The following is an 18,729-nucleotide window of genomic DNA, read 5'->3' on the forward strand; positions in this document are numbered from 1 at the left end:
TGGAGGACACATGAACGGCTTCGACAAGCTTGATCTGGACCTGTTGAGATTGATCGTCGAGGAACCTCGCGCCGGCGTGCGCGAATACTCGCGCAGACTGAACATCGCACGCAACACCGCACAGGCCCGTATCAACAAACTCGAAAACGCCGGCGTCGTGGTCACATGGCGGCCGCAGATCAACCTCGCACCCCTCGGGTACGGCGTCATGGCATTCGTGCACGTCCACATCGCGCAGAACCAGGTCGACGAAACGCTGACCCGCCTCACAGCAATCCCCGAGTTGATCGAAGCCAACACCGTCTCGGGTGACGGCGACTTGCTCTGCCGATTCGTCTCTCGCGACAACGCTCACTTCGAGACCGTCCTTCGTGCCGTCATGAAGACGGAAGGAGTCCTACGCACCAGGTCCGAGATCGTCCTCAACAGGCATATCTGGCCCCGCACCATTCCGATCATCGAAAAGATGCGCTCCGAGTCGTGACAAGGCCCAGAAGGGACAATTGGTCGTTGCCAGCACGATTTGCTGCAGCATCTGGAGCCTGACATCACGAATATTGAGCACGTGGCTGTCTCCGCGGGTGCGAACTCGAACGCGTTTGAGCACCTGGAAGCTTTCTGATCTCCGAGGTTGATTCTGTGACTGCGATCACCCTTAGATTGCGGCGTGCAGTAACGTCACACACAGTCCCCTACGAGGTGTGGCACTGCCCTACATTCATCGGCTCACGTCGGCGGTTCATCACCACCGGACGCGCTCGGACAGCCCCGAGCGATCACCGAAAGGGTTACCTCGATGATCTACTTCATCTCGATCGCGGCGCTGATAGCGCTATTCGCGATCGGCACGATGACACCCATCAACATGGGCGTACTGGCCTTCGCCGCCGCCTTCGTCGTCGGCGGATGGCTCTCCGGCCTCTCGATGGACGACATCTTCGGTTTCTTCCCCGGCAGCATCTTCACCATCATCGTCGGCATCACCCTGCTGTTCGGCATAGCCCGCGTGAACGGAACCGTCGACCTGATCGTGTCCGGCGCGCTCAAACTGGTCCGCGGAAAGCGGTGGGCGATCGTCTGGCTGATGTTCGTTCTCGGCGCGGGTCTGATGACCATGGGATCTGTTCTGGCAGTCGGCATGCTCGCCCCCATCGCCATGCCCATCGCCAAGCGCTACAAAATCGACCCGTTGCTCATGGGCATGATGATCAGTCACGGCGTTCTCGGTGCAGCGTTCTCCCCCATCACCGTCTACGGCGCCTTCACCAACGGATGGCTGCAATCGGCCGGCCTGCCGACCAATCCACTTGCGCTATACCTGATTCCGCTCGGACTGAGCTTCATCCTCGCTCTGGGAGTCTTCCTCGTCCGAGGCCGCGATCTTCTGCGCTCGGACAGCCAGACAATCGACATCGACGACCTCGACGGTGGATCAACGGTCGCATCCGCACCCGCGCCGCAGCCCCGTGGCGGAGGCCTGGTCACCGCAGCAGCGAGCGCCGGACAGAAAGGCGTTGCAGCGCGCCCCGACGCAGGACCCATGGTCGTCACGACCGGCTCACCCGCCCCGCAGACCGATCCCTCTCGACTCGACGAGATCGAGGCCACGGGATTCACCCCGATCCGAGTACTCACTCTGATCGGCATGATCGCACTGTTGATCGGTTCCGCAGTGTTCCAGATCGACGTCGGTGTCTGCTCGATGGTCATCGCCGCCGTGCTCCTGATGCTGGCACCGAACAAGCACAAGCCCGCCGTCAACAACGTCACCTGGTCGGCCGTGCTTCTGGTGTGCGGAATGCTCACCTACATGAGCGTCATGAAGGCGAACGGCACGCTGCAATTCCTCGGTGACGCAGCCGCATCACTCAGCTCACCGCTGCTGACCGCACTCATCCTGTGCTACGCCGTCGCAGCAGTCTCCGCCGTCGGATCATCGATCGGCACACTCGGAATCGTCCTGCCACTGGCGTCACCGCTGCTGATGATGGGCGAACTAGGTCTTGTCGGCTTCGTCGCAGCCATCTCCTTCGCTGCCGTCGTCGTCGACGTCAGCCCACTGTCCAGCAACGGCGTCATGGTGCTGGCCAACGCCCAGGTCGACAATCGAGACAAGTTCCAGCGCAGCTTGTTCAAGTACACCGGCTATGTCGTCGCGGTAGCCCCACTCCTGGCATGGGTGACCGTCGTACTCCCGACATCTGTGTAAGACCCGATTTCGTTCGCACCGAGGACCTTCTTTTCGGACGCATCCTCGCCGAAATCGGCGACGAACCACAACGTTTCGAAACTCCCGCGGGACTGCGGGCTTTCGCCGGCACCGCGCCCGATCACCCGCACATCGGGGCGATCGCACTACGTGAAAGCCCGCAAAGTCCGCCACAACAGACTCGGCGACGCCTGCCACTGGTGGGCCTTCTCCATGCTGACCAAATCAGCAGGGGGTCGCGCGCACTACGACAAACGACGCGCGCTCGGCGAGCATCACAACGCGGCCTGCGCAACCTCGCGAACAAACTCCTCGGCAGATTGTGGTGGTGCCTCAAACTTGGGCGAACCCTGGGACGACGACCGCGCCTGGCCGACCGGTTCGTTGCTGGATGCGGATGTGAACATCGCTGCCGCTTGATATCTGGCAGGCGTGAGATGTCTATGTCAGATTGTGGGCTGGACGGGTGTACGTAGTGTTCATCATCGACGTGTTCTCCCGCAAGATCGTGGCCTGGCACGCATTGATGTCCAAGACCGTCGATCTGGTGACGATCCCCCTGCGAGTGCTTGTGCACTCACACCGCTGGACGCCGATGGCAAGTGGGAACGTCAGATGTCGACGCTGACGGGCCTGCCGAATTGCGCGGACTCCACTGCAGCGTTGGCGAGCACGAGAGCCGCTACGCCGTCATCGAAACTCGGAGACGGGGCGTCCCCAGCGCGGATGGACCGGACGAACGCCTCCAGCTCCTAAGCGCAACCGTTCGATCGTCATCGAATTCGAGGTCATCGATGTCGATGCCAGGTTCGTACGACTGGAACCACAACTAGAGGACATCGTCTGGTCACCGACGACCATGCCTCGGGGCAATCGCTTCGGATTGTTTCGAGACCCCGACGGAGACCTCTTCACCCGGTCGATCTAGACCCGGCTTCCTCGACGAAGGCCTTCGGGGCCCGGTCGGCAGTATCTAGTGCCCTCGAACGCGATAGCGGTGGCGTTCTACAGGGGTCAAGCCTCCCCAAATGCCCTCTTCTTCGCCGCGTCGAGCGCGACTTGTAGGCACCGCTGTACCACTGGGCATCCGGAGCAGATGCGTTTTGCGGGTCGCTCGTCGTCGGCGTAGAAGATGTCCGAATCTCGAGTTCGGCATGCGGCGTTCCGCTGCCACTCCCATTCCGGTTTCAACGACCGGGCTGGTCCGCTGTCGCGAGACTTCGCACGTCGGTCGAATCGAATGCGATCGACGATTGTTCATGTCTGACAGTTCCTTGTGAAATGAGAGATAGTTGGCCCGGGTCCGCAGCCCGTCCGCTGGTCGAGACAGCGCTCCATGTCTCGACCAGCGTCGTCGACGTCGGCCCCTGCTGACCACATGTAAACGCTCACGCCCTTACGGTATGTCTCACAACAGATTTCGTAGGAAGGCTTTGGTGTCGTCGTGCTGAGGGTTGTCTATCACTTGGGACGGTGGACCTTGTTCGACAATCTGCCCGTTCGACATGAACACCACTTCGTCAGCGACTCCCCTGGCGAAGCCGATTTCGTGAGTCACGACGAGCATGGTCATTCCGCTTCGCGCGAGTCCCTTCATCACGTCCAGGACTTCTCCGACCAGCTCTGGGTCGAGGGCAGAGGTGGGTTCGTCGAAGAGCATGACGCTTGGGTTCATCATGAGAGCGCGGGCGATGGCAACCCGTTGCTGCTGGCCGCCGGACAGAGTGCCCGGGTAAGCATCCGCCTTGCTGTCGAGTCCGACCTGGTGGAGGTAGCGGTGGGCGTCCTCGATGCAGGACTGCTTGTGCCGTCCGGAGACTCGAATAGGGGCTTCCAACAGGTTTTCGAGCACCGTCATGTGCGGGAAGAGATTGAACGATTGGAAAACCATTCCTATGTTTGCGCGTTGTGCCGCGACTTTGAGCGGAGTCAGCTCGTGCAGTTTTCCCGCTTTCATCCTGTATCCGACTACCTGGCCGTCGACGACAACAGCTCCGGCTGTCGGCCGTTCGAGATGGTTGACACATCGAAGCATCGTGCTCTTGCCGGATCCGGACCGGCCGAGTATCGCGACGACGGTGCCGCGCTGAACCTCTAGATCGACTCCGTCGAGTACTTTGAGATCGCCGAAACTCTTGTGTAGACCGCAAATCCGTACGATCGGATCTTCAATCGTGGTTCGTTTCGTCATCCCGCTGTTGATGGTCATGGCTCCACCTTCGTCGCGCTGTACGGTGATTGCTGGGGTGCTACCGATCCGCGACCTCGAATCCGCGCCTGCTTACGCGATTTCGGTGCAGTCGGGCTCGAGGGTTGCATTCCACGGCCGTAGTACTTCTCGATATACCGCTGGATGACGGTGAGAACCGTGGTGCACAGCAGGTACCAGATAGAGACGACTATTAGCAGCGGAATCGTTTGGAAATTCTGCGAGTAGATCAGCTGGGCCGAGTACAACAAATCCGGCAGAGCGATGATGCTGACCAGGGTGCTGTACTTCAGCATCCCGATGACTTGGTTCCCTGTCGGTGGGACGATGACCCGTAGGGCCTGCGGAAGAATGATTCTGCGGAACGACAAGGACTGGCTCATGCCCAGAGCCCGCGCTGCTTCGGTTTGGTGCTTGGAGACAGCCAGCAGCCCACCTCGAATGATCTCGGCCATGTATGCCGCTTCGTTCAGACTCAACCCGAGGAGCGCTACGACCCACACGGTCAATACGGTATTCGAATCGAATCCGAGGATTTCTGGCCCTCCGAACGGTAGGACGAGACCGATGCGTGGGTAGAGAGCGGCTAGGTTGAACCAGAAAATCAACTGGATCAACAACGGGGTGCCACGGAAGAACCACAGATAGGCATTGGCGCAGGTGGACAGGACCTTGTTCTCAGACAGCCGACACGTGGCGATGACGATGCCAAGCAAGATGCCTGCCGACATTGCGAAGGCCGTCAGAATCAACGTTCGCCAGAGGCCGGTGAGAATTCGATCATCGAACAGATAGCTGGCGACGATGTCCCATTCGTAGTTCTCGTTGGTCACGACCGAATAGGCGAAGCAGAGAATCAGGAATAGCAGAATCACTGCGGACAACGTGCGGAATGGATGGCGGAGAGAAACAATCTCGGTGGGAGGAAGCGATTTCGCATCGAGGCGAGTGGCGTCGGTCGTGGAAGCAGCCAATGCATTGCTCATGTCTGGTCCTCGGGTACTCACTGACCGGCAAGCTGGCCGGTCTCGGTGTATGTTTTGCTGACCTCGACGGGGCCGAGCCCCTCGACGAATTCGTCGATGATGTCTTGGTAACGACCGGTCGCGATTAAGTGGTCGATGGCGCTGGCGTATGCGTTCGCGAGGGCGGCACCGTCGGGCGTCTTCTGGAATGCGACGCCGGTTTCGATTGTGGGCCCGAATCCCAGCGGAACGATCTTGAACTTGTCGCCGGTTTGCTGGAGAACGTAGGCTGCTTGACCATCTGATGTCAGGTCCACATCGATACGGCTCTCGCTCAGAGCGAGGTTGACTGTGCTCTGATCCTGGAACGTGGTGACCTTGGTTCCCTGCTGGCCGGCATTTTCGCACTCGGTCACGATGTCGTTCGCCGCCGCCGCTTCGTTGGTTCCGATCATCACTCCGATGTTCGAACCACATACATCCTGAATGGACGAGTACTCATCGCGTGTGTTGTCTGCTGGAGCCAAGAAAACGTTGGAGGTCGTGTGATTGACGGCGAAGTTCACTCGTTCGACACGCTCGGCGCGTACGGCTACCTCGCCGACCCCGGCATCGTATCGGCCGGCCTCGAGTCCGGTGAGGATGCCGTCGAAGGGAATCATCGTGTAATCGGCGGTCAAGCCCATTACGGCTGCGGCCTCGTTCATCAAGGCGACCTCCCAGCCGCTTGGTTGCCCACCGGACCCTGGAGCGATGACCGCGGGCGCGTAGGCCGCCGCTCCGACTGCCAGCGAGCCTTTGGAAGAGATTGAGGCGGGCACCGAATCTGCTATCTCGGCGACACGGGCAGACTCGACCGAAGTAGCTGGCGCCGAATCCGAGTTCGCTGCTCCGCACGCGGTTGTCGCGCTGATGGCGACTACGCCGATACAGGCGGCGACAGTTCTGACGAGGGTGTTCTTCATAGAGTTCTCCTAATCCTGCGGTAAGTGACCGGCACAGCGGCAGTCGTGTTCGCCGATGGGTGGCGCGCTGCACTGGAGAGGTATGCCGGACCGCTGGGTGAGCTGTGTCACTCCGGCATACTGTTTTGCAGTTATACGCGAACGGCTCAATCGTGAAGGGTTAAACGACCTAAATCGTGTCCCCGATGTAACTAATGGGTTAACAGTATTACTGTCGCACTGTTATACCGAAGGTGTTAGTCTCGCCGGTGTCACCGTCGGCCAGCCCCCGCCGGCCTCAACATGACCTCCGATTCTCGACGGGAGTATTCCGGACGGGATCGGACGGCAGCCCCAATCTTTGAACGCCGACCCGAAAGGCTCAGCTATGGATCCGCTTCTGGAACCTCTCACGATCAACGGCGTGACCCTGAAGAATCGAATTTTCACCACGGCTCACGCACCCATGGGCTTCGTCCCGGAGTCCGGCATTCCAGACGAGCGCTATGTTCGCTACCTCGAAGAAAAGGCGATCGGTGGCCAAGGGCTCATCATGTTCGGCGGGTCGAGCTTCGTCTCGGCCGACTCGCACAGTCACTTCGGCGCGTTCGACGCAGGCGTCGACGAGATCGTTCCCTGGTATCAGACCGTTGCAGATCGCCTCCATGCCCACGGCGCCAAGGCGATGGTGCAGATCAGCCACCTCGGGAGGCGGGCCGACGATCGTGTCGATTTTCTACCGACCATCGCACCGTCCCCGATTCGCGAGCGCGCGCACCGTAGCTTCCCGAAGCCGATGGAAGATCACGACTTCACGCGCGTCTTGCGCGCCTACGCCGCCGCGGCTCGCCGTGCTCGAGACGGCGGGCTCGACGGTGTCGAAATCGCCGCAATGAGCGGCCATCTGCCCGACACGTTCATCGCGCCACGCGCGAACCATCGTGACGACGAATACGGCGGAAGCTTCGAGAACCGAATGCGCTTCCTCTTGCAGGTAGTCGACACAGTGCGAACAGCAGTGGGACCCGACTTCCTCGTCGCCATTCGCATTCCCGGCCGGGAAGCGTCGACGGAGGGATTGTCAGGTGATGAATGCGTCGCCATCGCCCGACGACTGTCGGAGACGAAACAACTCGATTTCTTCAACGTCATGTACGGAAGCGGCTTCACACATCGCGAACTCGGACGCCAGATACCCTCCGCGGGAACCCCTCTGGGTGCATATCTACCTGTCGCGGAGCGCATTCGCGCCGCGGTGGCCGAACCAGTCTTTCATGCCGGCCGGATCGCCGATATTGCCACCGCGCGATACGCCCTGCGCGAAGGACTCATCGACATGGTCGGGATGACGCGTGCACATATTGCCGATCCGCACATCGTCCGCAAACTCGAAGTCGGTGAAGAACATCGTATTCGCCCATGTGTGGGGGCTAGTTTCTGCCTGAACGGCCGAGAGATGCAGTGCATCCACAATCCCGCCACTGGTCGGGAATCGTTCATCCCCCAGCTGATCACACGCGGGACCCAACAGCTACGTGTTGTCGTCGTCGGGGGTGGGGCCGCAGGGCTCGAAGCCGCCCGGGTCGCCGCCGAGCGTGGCCATGACGTATCTCTGTTCGAGGCCGGCAGCCAAGTAGGCGGACAGGTTCTGACGTTGTCACGCACACACCGTAATTCGGAGAAGCGGTCGATTACCGAATGGCTGGCAGAAGAGGCGAAACTAGCGGGGGCGCGCATCAAGCTCGGCGCATTCGTGGACGGCGCCGATGTACTTGCCGAAAACCCACAGGTCGTCATCGTCGCGTCCGGCGGAATGCCCAACACTGCACTGCCTGAGGGCGGTGACGATCTTGTCGAGACGGCATCGGACGTGCTGAACATGGCCCCTCCTACCGGAAAGTCGATCCTGATCTACGACGATCATGGGGGTGAGCAGGCCTTGGTCGTAGCCGAGCACCTGGCCAGCGGTGAGGGCAACCAGATCGAGTTCGCCACCTACGACGAGGCAGCCGGTCACGATGTCGGACACACGGTGATCGCCGAATATCGAAAGATTCTGTACAAGGGCGGAGTTAACGTCACGCCCGATCAGGAACTCCGCGGCGCGAAGAGGGCCGGCGGTAAACTGACCGTGACCCTACGGAACACGATGACCGACGAGATCACCACCCGAGTGGTCGACAGAGTCGTTGTCGAGCAAGGAAATTCGCCGTTCGTCGACGTGTACGACGAACTCAGGGACCAGTCGAGCAACCGCGGAGAAATCGACCTCGAGGCGTTCGTCACAGGGGCTGCGCAACCCGGCGATCCGGATGCACCAACGGACTCCTTCCGCTTGTACCGGGTGGGAGATGCGCTGTCACACAGAGGAATTCACGCGGCCATTTTCGATGCCCGCCGCTTGTGCATGAACCTCTGAGCTGTGCGACCCTCTCGCGACGACCCCGGCCGCACCTCCGCCGGGGTCGTCGCTGTTGCACTTGCGGGCAAGCGCACGGCGCATAACCGAGGGGGTGGCAAAGAAGGCCATTTCTTCGTCATCGGAGAACCGTTCGCCGCTACTCTGAAATGCTGTAATACGGTATAACTGTTCCCGTAAGGCCACGCAACGAGCGTTCTTCCTTCTGAAAGGCCCACGCCTTGACTACTGCACCCGCCGCACCCGTCATCGCACGGACGAACGGTCCACTCGACGACGCGCTGAAGCAACTCGCCGATGCCGTCGGTCTGTTGAATTACGACGAAGGGCTGCATCACTTGTTGGCCAAGCCGCGACGAGAGATGGCCGTATCGATTCCACTCCGGCGCGACAACGGCACCATCGAAGTCCTTTCGGGATACCGTGTGCAACACAACTTCTCACGCGGGCCTGCCAAGGGAGGACTTCGCTTCAGTCCCGACGTCTCGCTCGACGAGGTGCGCGCGCTCGCCATGTGGATGACCTGGAAATGTGCGCTCCTCGACGTTCCATACGGCGGAGCCAAAGGCGGAGTGACCATCGACCCGGCGCGATACTCATCCAACGAACTCTCGCGGGTCACGCGGAGATACACCAATGAGATCCTGCCGATCATCGGTCCCGACGTCGATATTCCCGCACCGGACATCGGTACGGACGAGCAGACGATGGCCTGGATCATGGACGCCTATTCCGCCAACGTCGGATACACCGTTCCTGCAGTGGTCACCGGAAAACCTGTCAGCCTCGGGGGCTCGCTGGGTAGGCCGTCCGCGACGTCCCGGGGGGTGGTACACGTCGCGTTGGCCGCGCTGTCCTATCGGGGTATTGCAGCCTCGGATGCGACGGCGGCCGTACAAGGGTTCGGCAAAGTCGGCGCTGGGAGCGCTCAATTTCTGGCCGAGGCCGGGGTTCGGGTGGTTGCCGTGTCGGATCAATACGGCGCTGTCCACAACGAATTCGGACTCGACATGCCTTCGCTGCATGCCTACGTCTCGAATACGGGCACAGTTAGCGGGTTCGCCGGTGCGGACCCCATCGATCCGAACGAACTCCTCACACTCGACGTCGATCTACTAGTGCCGGCCGCCGTGGAGAGTGTGATCGATGCGACCAATGCACATCGGATTCAAGCAACCATCGTCGTCGAGGGTGCGAATGGTCCGACCACGGCCGACGCTGACGAAATCTTGCGCGAACGTGGGATTCTCGTGGTCCCGGACATCCTTGCAAACGCCGGCGGTGTGATCGTGTCCTACTTCGAATGGGTGCAGGGTAATCAAGCGTATTGGTGGACTGCAGACGAAGTGGACCAACGACTGGCGAGTCGAATGAAACAAGGATGGACGTCCGTCCTCGACATGGCAATTCGTCGTGATCTGACGTTGCGGGAAGCGGCCACCGTCACCGCCGTCAGTCGCGTCGCCGATGCCCACCTCACCCGCGGCCTTTATCCCTGACCGCCCACTACCAGTGTCGAATCGACCAATAAGACCTCGAAAGGTGTACTCATGACCAGCCTCAGTCCTGCACTCAAGCAGGCAACACCGGTAATCGTCGACCATGCCAAAGGCAGCTGGATCTACGGCACCGACGGTGCCGAGTATCTGGATTTCACGACAGGAATCGGTGTGACCAGCACTGGCCACTGCCACCCGGACGTCGTCGACGCGGCGCGGGACCAAGTCGGCAAGATCATTCACGCGCAGTACACCACCGTCATGCACACGCCGCTGCTCGAACTGACGGACAAGCTCGGCACGGTGCTCCCGGACGGGCTCGATTCGGTGTTCTATGCCAACTCCGGGTCGGAAGCTGTCGAAGCCGCAATTCGGCTGGCGCGCATGGCGACCGGTCGACCGAACATCATCGTCTTTCAAGGCGGGTTCCATGGTCGTACAGTCGCCGCGGCGTCGTTGACCACCGCGGGCACCAAGTTCTCGGCCGGGTTCTCCCCGTTGATGGCCGGCGTTCACATGGCACCGTTCCCCTACGCGTATCGTTACGGGCTCGACGAGCGCGCCGCGGTGGAATTCGCGGTTCGTGAACTCGATTACTTGTTCAAGACGCGCACCGCGCCCAACGACACCGCTGCCTTCCTCATCGAGCCAGCACTCGGCGACGGCGGCTATCTTCCCACTCCTCCAGCCTTTCTCGACGCACTGCGTGAACGGGCCGACCGTTACGACATCAAGTTGATCATCGACGAGGTGCAGGCAGGGGTCGGCCGTACCGGCAGATTCTGGGGCCACCAGCATTCGGCCGCCACACCCGATATCATCGTCACAGCCAAGGGTATTGCCTCCGGATTCCCGATCTCAGCGATCGCCGCATCCACCGAGACCATGTCGAAGGCGTGGCCAGGTTCGCAGGGCGGAACCTATGGCGGTAACGCGGTAGCCGCAGCCGCCGGCGTCGCCACGCTCGCTGTCATCGAACGCGAAGGCCTAGTCGAGAACGCACGCGTGCGTGGAATTCAACTCCAAGCGGGCCTCAAAGCTGTGCAATCGCGATTTCCTGTCATCGGTGATGTGCGCGGAATCGGCCTGATGCAAGGGATCGAATTCACCACCTCCGATGGGCAACCGGACGCTGAGACAGCCGCCGCCGTGCAGAAGGCCACCACCGAGCACCGGCTACTTACCCTGACCTGCGGGCCAGAGGGCAATGTCGTGAGGCTGATCCCTGCTTTGGTAGTCACCGAAGGCGAGATATCCCTCGGCGTCGAGCGTTTCGAAGCGGCGGTCGCAACAGTCACCGGTGCCGTTCCGGCCGGAGTCCCGGCCTGATCTCCCCGCGATCGCAACTCGGCCCCGCCACGAATGTCGTGGCGGGGCCGTTCTGTGATTAAATCGGAGGCGGTTCTGGTCCGTGTGCATCACTGGTCGGATTCGAAGTTCGACACCGCCCGTGCGAGGTGTCGCTGCATCTCTGCTTGCGCACGTTCGATGTCGCCGGACAGAATCTCGTCGAGCAAGAGTCTGTGTTCGGTAGCCAGGTCCTGTGGATTGGGATACCAGCGCTGCAGCTGAGCCAGGCACAGTTGCATCTCGTCCTGCAGCGAGGCGTAGATCCGGCTCAGACGCGTGCTTCCGACGGAGTCGATGAGTGCGACATGAAACGCGGTATGGGTTTCGACCCGCACACCCCAACTGGCGTCGTCGGGCATCGCTTCCATCAGTTTCAGGCAGTGCTCGGCCTCGTTCAACGGACGGGAGTTCTCAATGATGGCCCGGATCCCCTGCATCTCGAGAGGGATACGGACGAAGTAGAGGTCCTCGACATCGCCGTTGTCGAATTGAGGCACGATGAGCGATCGTCCGTGAGACTGCTCGGCAAGATGGCGGCCGACGAGAACTTGAAGAGCTGACCGGACGGTGGGCCTGGCAACACCGAAACGTGCCGCGAGCGCTGTCTCCGTAAGCGGTTCTCCCGGCCGGAGTTCACCACTGAGAATTTGATTACGGATCTCAGCGACCAGCGCATCCCGAGTGCTCGTGATCTGCAACGATACCGACATAGCTCTCCTCGATTGACCGACAGTCGGTTATACCGTAACTCACAGCGGGGAGTCGGGCGCCACATCGCGTAGGTGCGAACCAATGCGCCCGACCCCAGCTAGGGGTCTCGACCCCTGAACAGGGCCTCGCCCGGGTCGGACCGTCAGGCTCCCGCGCGCCGCGGCACTGCCAGATACTTGTATTCGAGGAATTCGTCGATGCCGATCTTGCCACCTTCTCGGCCCAGACCCGATTGCTTGACACCTCCGAACGGTGCTGCAGGGTTGGACACAAGACCAGTGTTGACGCCGACCATTCCGACCTCCAGTCGTTCGCTCAGATCGAATGCACGGTCCACGTCCTGGGTGAAGAGATATCCGACCAGTCCCCAGTCGGTGTCATTGGCGATCCGAATAACTTCGTCCTCGCTATCGAACGGGATCACCGGCGCGACGGGTCCAAAAATCTCCGTCTGCATCAGCTCCGAATCGATGGGCACGTCAGCGAGGACGGTCGGCGGGTAGAAGTAGCCGGGTCCTTCCGGGAGTGTTCCTCCCGTAACGGTACGCGCACCGCGGTCGAGCGCGTCGTCCACCAACCGTTGAACCTTTCCGCGTCCGTCTTCGTCGATCAGCGGCCCCACCTGGACCCCGTCGTCGAATCCGTCGCCGACCACTAGTGCGCCCATGCGCTGGGCCAACCGCTCGGAAAATTCGGCCGCAACGTCACGGTGGACGTACATGCGGTTGGCAGCGGTGCACGCTTCGCCCATGTTGCGCATCTTGGCGACCATTGCTCCCTCGATCGCGGTGTCGAGGTCGGCGTCGGCGCACACAATGAACGGCGCGTTGCCACCGAGTTCCATCGATGTGCGCATCACGGTGTCCGCAGCTTGGCGCAACAGCAGCTTGCCTACCTCGGTGGATCCGGTGAAGCTGATTTTGCGCGCCTTGCCGCTCGACATCCAGGCGGAGACTACTGACGCTGCGTCGGTAGTGGTCACAACGTTGAGCACGCCGTCGGGCAAGCCCGCCTCGGCAAAGATCGACGCGAGCGCCAACGATGTCAGGGGTGTTTGTTCCGCCGGTTTGAGAACCATCGTGCATCCGGCTGCCACGGCGGGGGCGATCTTGCGTGTTCCCATGGCCAGCGGAAAGTTCCACGGCGTGACCAGAACGCACGGACCGACGGGCTCGCGCGTGACGATGATGCGATTTGCGCCGTCACCAGTTGTGGTGTGGTCGCCGGAGATCCGTACGGCTTCCTCGGAGAACCACCTCAAGAATTCCGCAGCATAGGCAACTTCGCCTTTCGCTTCGGCCAGAGGTTTGCCCATCTCGGCAGTCATGATCTCGGCCAGCCAGCCCCGGCGCGCGAGTACCAGATCGAAAGCGCGACGCAGGATTTCGCTGCGCGTCCGTGGTGCGGTTCGAGCCCACTCGACCTGTGCCGCGGCGGCTGCATCGAGGGCGAGCTCGGCATCGGTGACCCCGCCGTCTGCAACGGTGGCCAACACCTTTCCTGTAGCTGGGTTCTCGACCTCGAAGGTCGCGCGTTCCACTGCCTTCGTCCATGTCCCGCTGATGAACAAGTCGGTGGGAATTTCGCGGCTGGGGTCGGCGAGAGTCGTGAATAGTTCCACGGTGGTCATCGGTGAGCTTCTCCTTGCGGTTGGGGGTCGAGGATTTGAGCGAGGTGTTGTGACGCGTTCGGTGTCGGTTCGGTGAGTTGCCGAACTTGCATATGGCAGCTGAACCCGTCCGCGAGGATGGTGGCGTCCTGCGACGCGTCCAGGGCCGGTCCGAGGGCCTGTTCGGCTACCTGCATGCTGGTCGCGAAGTGGTTTCGTTCGAATCCGAAGTTGCCTGCCACTCCGCAGCATCCGGTCGCCTCACGTACGGTTTCGACACCCGCTGCATGGAGAGCACGTTGTTGTGTCTGAGCGCCGAACACGGCGTACTCGTGGCAGTGCGTCTGGACCGTGACCTCGGCGGGTACGGCGTGCCGCGGTCTCCAGCCCTTCTCTGTTTGGGCTGTGACCTGTTCCGCGAAGCTGCGGATTCGCGCCGAGACCCTTCTGGCCGCGTCGGAATCGACGAGCTCGGGTAAGTCTTTCTTCAGTGCGGCGGCGCAGCTTGGCTCGGTCACCACGATGGGACGGTCGCTTCGGTCGTCGAGCACTTCTGCCGTCGCGGCGAGTTGCTTGCGCGCATGCGGCAACTGGCCAGTGGAGATCCAGGTAAGCCCACAGCACAGTTCGGTACGCACGTCTGCACGATGGCCTGCGTCCTCGATTACTCGTTTCGCCGCTCCGGCCACTTCAGGACGGAAGCCCTTGGTGAAAGTGTCGACCAACAGCACGATGTCACCTGCTGGACCGTGCGTGGTGCCGACGGCACGTCGCAATTTCTTGCGAGGTGCGAACGGCGGTAGCTCGCGTTCGGTCGTCAGCCCGCCCATGCGCAACATGACCGACTTGAGAGGCGTCGAGAGCGCGGCATTCACGATCGGCGAAATTCTGGATGTGATCTTCAGCCAGGTAGGCAACCAACCCAGCGAGTAGTGGGCCATCGGCCGACGCCGCCCCGTGTAGTAGTGGTCGAAGAACTCCGATTTGTAGGTTGCCATGTCCACGCCGGTCGGACTGTCGGTCGAGCATGCCTTACAGGACAGGCACAGGTCGAGGGCTTCCCTTACCTCCTGCGATTGCCAGCCTTCGCGCGTTGTGCGTGAGCCACGAACCATTTCCTGCAGCACACGCGCCCTGCCACGAGTGGAGTCCTTCTCGTCGCCGGTAGCTCGGTAACTCGGGCACATCACGCCGCCCGAACGCGATCTGCATCTACCGACGCCGATACACCGCTGGACTGCTTCAGCAAAGTCGTTGGCTCCTGCGGACTCTCCGACCTCGTGCAACGCAAAGCTCGTCCGCCACTGCAGAGAGGGGACTCCGTCGAGCGCAAGGTCCTGCGTTACCGCCGGCGCTTCGACGATGATCCCGGGGTTCAGGACGCCGGTGGGATCGAAGATCTGCTTGAACCGCGCGAATGCCCCCATCATCTGCGGTGAGTACATGGTGCCGAGCAGGGCGGACCGAGCACGCCCGTCACCATGTTCCCCCGACAGTGTGCCGCCATGCTCGACGACGAGTTTCGCTGCAGCACCGAGGAACTCGGCCATTACCGACCGGCCTTCGGGTGAACGTTGATCGAACGTGATGCGAATGTGCATACAGCCGGCGCCGAAGTGTCCGTACATCACACCGATCAAGTCGAATCGGCTCAGCAACGCTCGAAAATCCACCAGGTAGTCGGCCAATTTTTCAGGCGCGACCGCAGAATCTTCCCACCCCGGCCAGGAACTGACATTGCCTGCGCCGTCGGGCAATTCGAGACGCGAGGACAGTCCGGCGCCATCCTCACGCACCCGCCACAGCCTTGCCCGTGCGGCTGGATCCCGGACCTCACGACCATCGAGAACCCGGCCCTGCTGACCGAGCCTCTCGAGCAAATTTCTGGCCTGTTCGGCGACGGAGTCGATGTCACCGCCATCGAGGTCGACATATAACCATGCATGCCCGGACGGGAGTTCGGACACCGTATCCACGCCGCGTCGAGCCCGCATTGTGTCAACTATCAGCTCGTCGATGCCCTCCACAGCGGCAGGCGCGAACTCGAGAATGGCAGGGACGTCACGCGCAGCGTCGACGATGTTCTCGTAACCGAGGATCAACAGGAGCGCAGACGGGGGGACATCGACTAGACGCACCGTCGCAGCAACCACGACGGCGCACGTCCCTTCACTACCCGCCAACGAGCGTGCTACATCGAAACCATTCTCCGGCAACAGATGCGACAGGTGATAGCCTGACACCTGTCGAGGTATCCTGCCTAGTTCGAGCCGGAAGTTCGCCAAGTTTCCCGACGCGAGAGCTCTCAGCTCGCACGCGATCTGTTCAGCGCGCGTCGCCGCAGCCGCATCATCGGGGTGCGTGGCTTGTAGTCCGGTTCTCGTTGCGGTGACCTGTGTCCCGTCGGCGAGAACGAGGTCGAGCGCGACCACATGGTCCGACATACGACCGTAGCGAACGGAATGATTTCCGCACGCATCATTTGCGATCGAACCGCCCACTGTTGCACGCGACTTGCTGGACGGATCGGGTGCGAACGTGAGGTTTCCACCCGTGGCCGCTTCTACGGCCTTCGCCAACTCCCCGAGCGCTACGCCAGGTTCGACGACCGCTGTCTTCGACGACGGGTCGATCGATCTGATCGCGTGCATGTGGCGTGAGACATCGATGACGAGGCCTTCGCCGACTGCGTTGCCCGCCATGGACGTGCCGCCGCCACGCACAGTCAACGATGCTTGTGCGTCATGGCAAACCTTGACCAGCTCGACGACCTCGGCCGTCGAACGCGGACAGGCGACAGCTGCTGGCCCGAGTCGGTAATTGGATGCGTCGTAGCTGTATTCGGCCCTACGCCTCTTACTGAAGTCCACCTCGGCCGTTGCCGAATCGAGCAGCATCACCAGACGGGGGTCTGTGTAACGCACTGCCATCTGACACCTCGGGATCAATAGATGAGCTGTGGGCCGATCTCCACCATGGAGTCGACAATCCAATTTGAGTATTACTGTATAACAGTCACGCTCACCCTGCTCGACGAGGTGGGCACGCTGGGCCGGACCGAATCTTCCGCTGTCCACAGTGAGAACACTTGCGAACTACTGTATAACGGTATTACCGTTTTACGCGGACGGGGTTCGATGTAGCGGCACCAAAGGCGTTGCCGCCAACCACTCCACGACATCTGTGCGCGACCCCGCCCTGCTTCAGCAATCCGAACACCGAGGAGACAACATGAATTTGGCCGATTACGACGCCTTGAGCTTCGATTGCTACGGCACCCTGATCGACTGGGAAGCGGGGATCGCGGCTGTGCTTGCCCCGTGGGCCGCCGAGGTCGGACTGAATATGACCGACGAAGAGCTACTGTTGGCGTACGCCGAGAACGAGGCACGCGCAGAACGGGAACAACCCGCTGCGCTGTACTCGACCATTCTGGCCGACTCGTTCCGGCGGACGGGCGAAGCGCTCGGCAAGCAAGTCAGCGACGCCTGGGCATCGAAGCTGGGATCGTCGGTCCCCAACTGGCCTGCATTCCCCGATTCCGCCGAGGCCCTGGCCTCACTCGCCCGTGATTACAAGCTGATCATCTTGTCCAACGTTCATCGCGAGGGATTCGCGGGAAGCAATGCACGACTCGGCGTCGACTTCGACGCAATCATCACGGCAGAGGACGTCAAAGCCTACAAGCCCGCTCCCAATCATTTCGAAGCACTCGACGACACACTCGCCGAATTGGGCGTTCCGCGAGAAAAGTTGCTCCACGTGGCACAGAGTCTCTTCCACGACCATGTGCCTGCCAAGCGGCACGGGCTGCCGTCGGTGTGGATCAACCGCCGTTTCGACAGCCCGGGGTGGGGCGCGACGCCCGAGCCCAGCGAGGAATTCACCTACGACCTCGAATTTCCGACGATGAAAACCTTCGCAGCCGCGGCATGTGATGCCAAGGCCTCCGCTAACGCGTCGATCTAGAACTATCGGCGGACGCGTTGATTCGGGAAATTTCCGCGACAACGTAGCCTGTCGACGCGATCGACGCACCGGTGGCGAATCTCGGTGCTACGGGCAACCGTTTCCCAAATCGCGCTACGCACAGCACGCCGTGCTGATGAGGTGACTTTGATGGACATGAGGGGGTTGCCCGAATCATCTGTCGGCAGCAATGTTTCAGGTGCGGTCGAACGGACCGCACCTGAAACAAATTCGGCGATCGACGAATGCGCCGAGTGGAACGAGAGGCGGTCCATGGCTCCGTTACGTATCGGAATCCTCGGTGCATCCCGGATCGCTGAAAGTGCGATCGTCAAGCCCGCTCGCGACTTGGGCCACCGATTAGTCGCCGTTGCCGCTCGTGACCACGGTCGCGCCGAATCTTTTGCTATCGCTTCGGGGTCAAGCGTGTCCTGGACTCGTACGACGATGTAATCGCTGGCCCTGAGGTCGACATCGTCTACAACCCTCTGTCCAACTCACTTACGCTCGATGGAATTTCGCCTCAATCAAGGCCGGCAAGGCGGTGTTGGCGGCGGAGAAGCCGTTCGCCCGCGACGCGATCGAAGCCGATACGGTTCGCGGAGCAGCGTTCGAGCCCAACGCTTCGATCATGAAAAACTTTGACTGATTGTTCCACCCCATCGTCGGCCGCTAGTTCAAGATCCTGAGCGACGGGGCCATCGGCGATCTCCGCAAAGTGGAGGTCGTGATGCGCATGCCCGAGTGTTACGGAATCCACGTTCTTCGGCAGATCGGAATCGGGTTCACAGGCGGAGAACCACGCCTGGTCTAAACGACCGGGGTCGATCGCGCCGACCGAGTCG

At 61.2% G+C, this 18,729-nt stretch carries 14 protein-coding genes; 6 read left to right on the top strand and 8 right to left on the bottom strand.

Annotation, left to right across the window (positions count from 1 at the left end):
• Positions 1–10: 10 nt before the first annotated feature.
• Together CHB96_RS22010 and CHB96_RS22015 are read left to right on the top strand one after the other, a co-directional pair.
• Positions 11–484 (top strand): Lrp/AsnC family transcriptional regulator, encoded by a 474-nt coding sequence (locus CHB96_RS22010; RefSeq protein ID WP_089250288.1) that lies wholly within the window; start codon positions 11–13, stop codon positions 482–484.
• A 312-nt stretch (positions 485–796) separates the two neighbouring features.
• Positions 797–2,209 (top strand): SLC13 family permease, encoded by a 1,413-nt coding sequence (locus CHB96_RS22015; RefSeq protein WP_089250290.1) that lies wholly within the window; start codon positions 797–799, stop codon positions 2,207–2,209.
• Positions 2,210–2,820: 611 nt separating this feature from the next.
• On the opposite strand, the gene CHB96_RS30355 is transcribed toward CHB96_RS22015, so the two are convergent.
• The 5 genes from CHB96_RS30355 to CHB96_RS22040 form a co-directional block, all read right to left on the bottom strand.
• The gene (locus CHB96_RS30355; RefSeq protein WP_342746277.1) at positions 2,821–2,958 is read right to left on the bottom strand and encodes a hypothetical protein; all 138 of its coding nucleotides are present in this window, start codon (positions 2,956–2,958) and stop codon (positions 2,821–2,823) included.
• A gap of 265 nt (positions 2,959–3,223) precedes the next feature.
• Positions 3,224–3,400, bottom strand: coding sequence for a WhiB family transcriptional regulator (locus tag CHB96_RS22025; RefSeq protein ID WP_245866014.1), 177 nt, complete (start codon positions 3,398–3,400; stop codon positions 3,224–3,226).
• Between the two features lie 217 nt (positions 3,401–3,617).
• Complete coding sequence (locus tag CHB96_RS22030; protein ID WP_371829043.1) at positions 3,618–4,400, bottom strand: amino acid ABC transporter ATP-binding protein; 783 nt, start codon at positions 4,398–4,400, stop codon at positions 3,618–3,620.
• A gap of 14 nt (positions 4,401–4,414) precedes the next feature.
• A complete protein-coding gene (locus CHB96_RS22035) occupies positions 4,415–5,404 on the bottom strand; it encodes an amino acid ABC transporter permease (protein ID WP_245866016.1) in 990 nt (329 codons plus the stop codon).
• 17 nt (positions 5,405–5,421) lie between these two features.
• Positions 5,422–6,348: a transporter substrate-binding domain-containing protein gene (locus CHB96_RS22040; protein ID WP_089250296.1), complete on the bottom strand. Its 927-nt coding sequence runs from the start codon at positions 6,346–6,348 to the stop codon at positions 5,422–5,424.
• 367 nt (positions 6,349–6,715) lie between these two features.
• Here CHB96_RS22040 and CHB96_RS22045 point away from each other — a divergent pair, with 367 nt between their 5' ends.
• The 3 genes from CHB96_RS22045 (at position 6,716) to CHB96_RS22055 (ending at position 11,574) form a co-directional block, all read left to right on the top strand.
• On the top strand, positions 6,716–8,746 hold the full coding sequence (locus CHB96_RS22045) for an oxidoreductase (RefSeq protein WP_089250298.1): 2,031 nt from the start codon (positions 6,716–6,718) through the stop codon (positions 8,744–8,746).
• A gap of 221 nt (positions 8,747–8,967) precedes the next feature.
• Entirely contained in the window at positions 8,968–10,245 is a 1,278-nt protein-coding gene (locus tag CHB96_RS22050) for a Glu/Leu/Phe/Val family dehydrogenase (RefSeq protein WP_089250300.1), read from the top strand.
• 51 nt (positions 10,246–10,296) lie between these two features.
• Positions 10,297–11,574 carry an aspartate aminotransferase family protein gene (locus CHB96_RS22055; protein ID WP_089250302.1) on the top strand — a complete coding sequence of 426 codons (1,278 nt, stop codon included), beginning with the start codon at positions 10,297–10,299 and terminating at the stop codon, positions 11,572–11,574.
• Positions 11,575–11,663: 89 nt separating this feature from the next.
• Here the strand turns inward: CHB96_RS22055 and CHB96_RS22060 are convergent, their stop codons facing one another.
• From CHB96_RS22060 to CHB96_RS22070, 3 genes are all read right to left on the bottom strand, one after another.
• Complete coding sequence (locus CHB96_RS22060) at positions 11,664–12,305, bottom strand: GntR family transcriptional regulator (RefSeq protein WP_089250304.1); 642 nt, start codon at positions 12,303–12,305, stop codon at positions 11,664–11,666.
• 143 nt (positions 12,306–12,448) lie between these two features.
• Positions 12,449–13,936 carry an NAD-dependent succinate-semialdehyde dehydrogenase gene (locus CHB96_RS22065; protein ID WP_089250306.1) on the bottom strand — a complete coding sequence of 496 codons (1,488 nt, stop codon included), beginning with the start codon at positions 13,934–13,936 and terminating at the stop codon, positions 12,449–12,451.
• A complete protein-coding gene (locus CHB96_RS22070) occupies positions 13,933–16,845 on the bottom strand; it encodes an FAD-binding and (Fe-S)-binding domain-containing protein (RefSeq protein WP_089250308.1) in 2,913 nt (970 codons plus the stop codon). The genes CHB96_RS22065 and CHB96_RS22070 overlap by 4 nt, the downstream gene beginning before the upstream one ends.
• A 301-nt stretch (positions 16,846–17,146) precedes the next feature.
• On the opposite strand from CHB96_RS22070, the gene CHB96_RS22075 reads away from it, so the two are divergent.
• Positions 17,147–17,884 carry a haloacid dehalogenase type II gene (locus tag CHB96_RS22075; RefSeq protein WP_089250310.1) on the top strand — a complete coding sequence of 246 codons (738 nt, stop codon included), beginning with the start codon at positions 17,147–17,149 and terminating at the stop codon, positions 17,882–17,884.
• Positions 17,885–18,729: the final 845 nt, after the last annotated feature.

It is taken from the genome of Rhodococcoides kyotonense, from assembly GCF_900188125.1.
GTDB classification, from domain to species: domain Bacteria; phylum Actinomycetota; class Actinomycetes; order Mycobacteriales; family Mycobacteriaceae; genus Rhodococcoides; species Rhodococcoides kyotonense.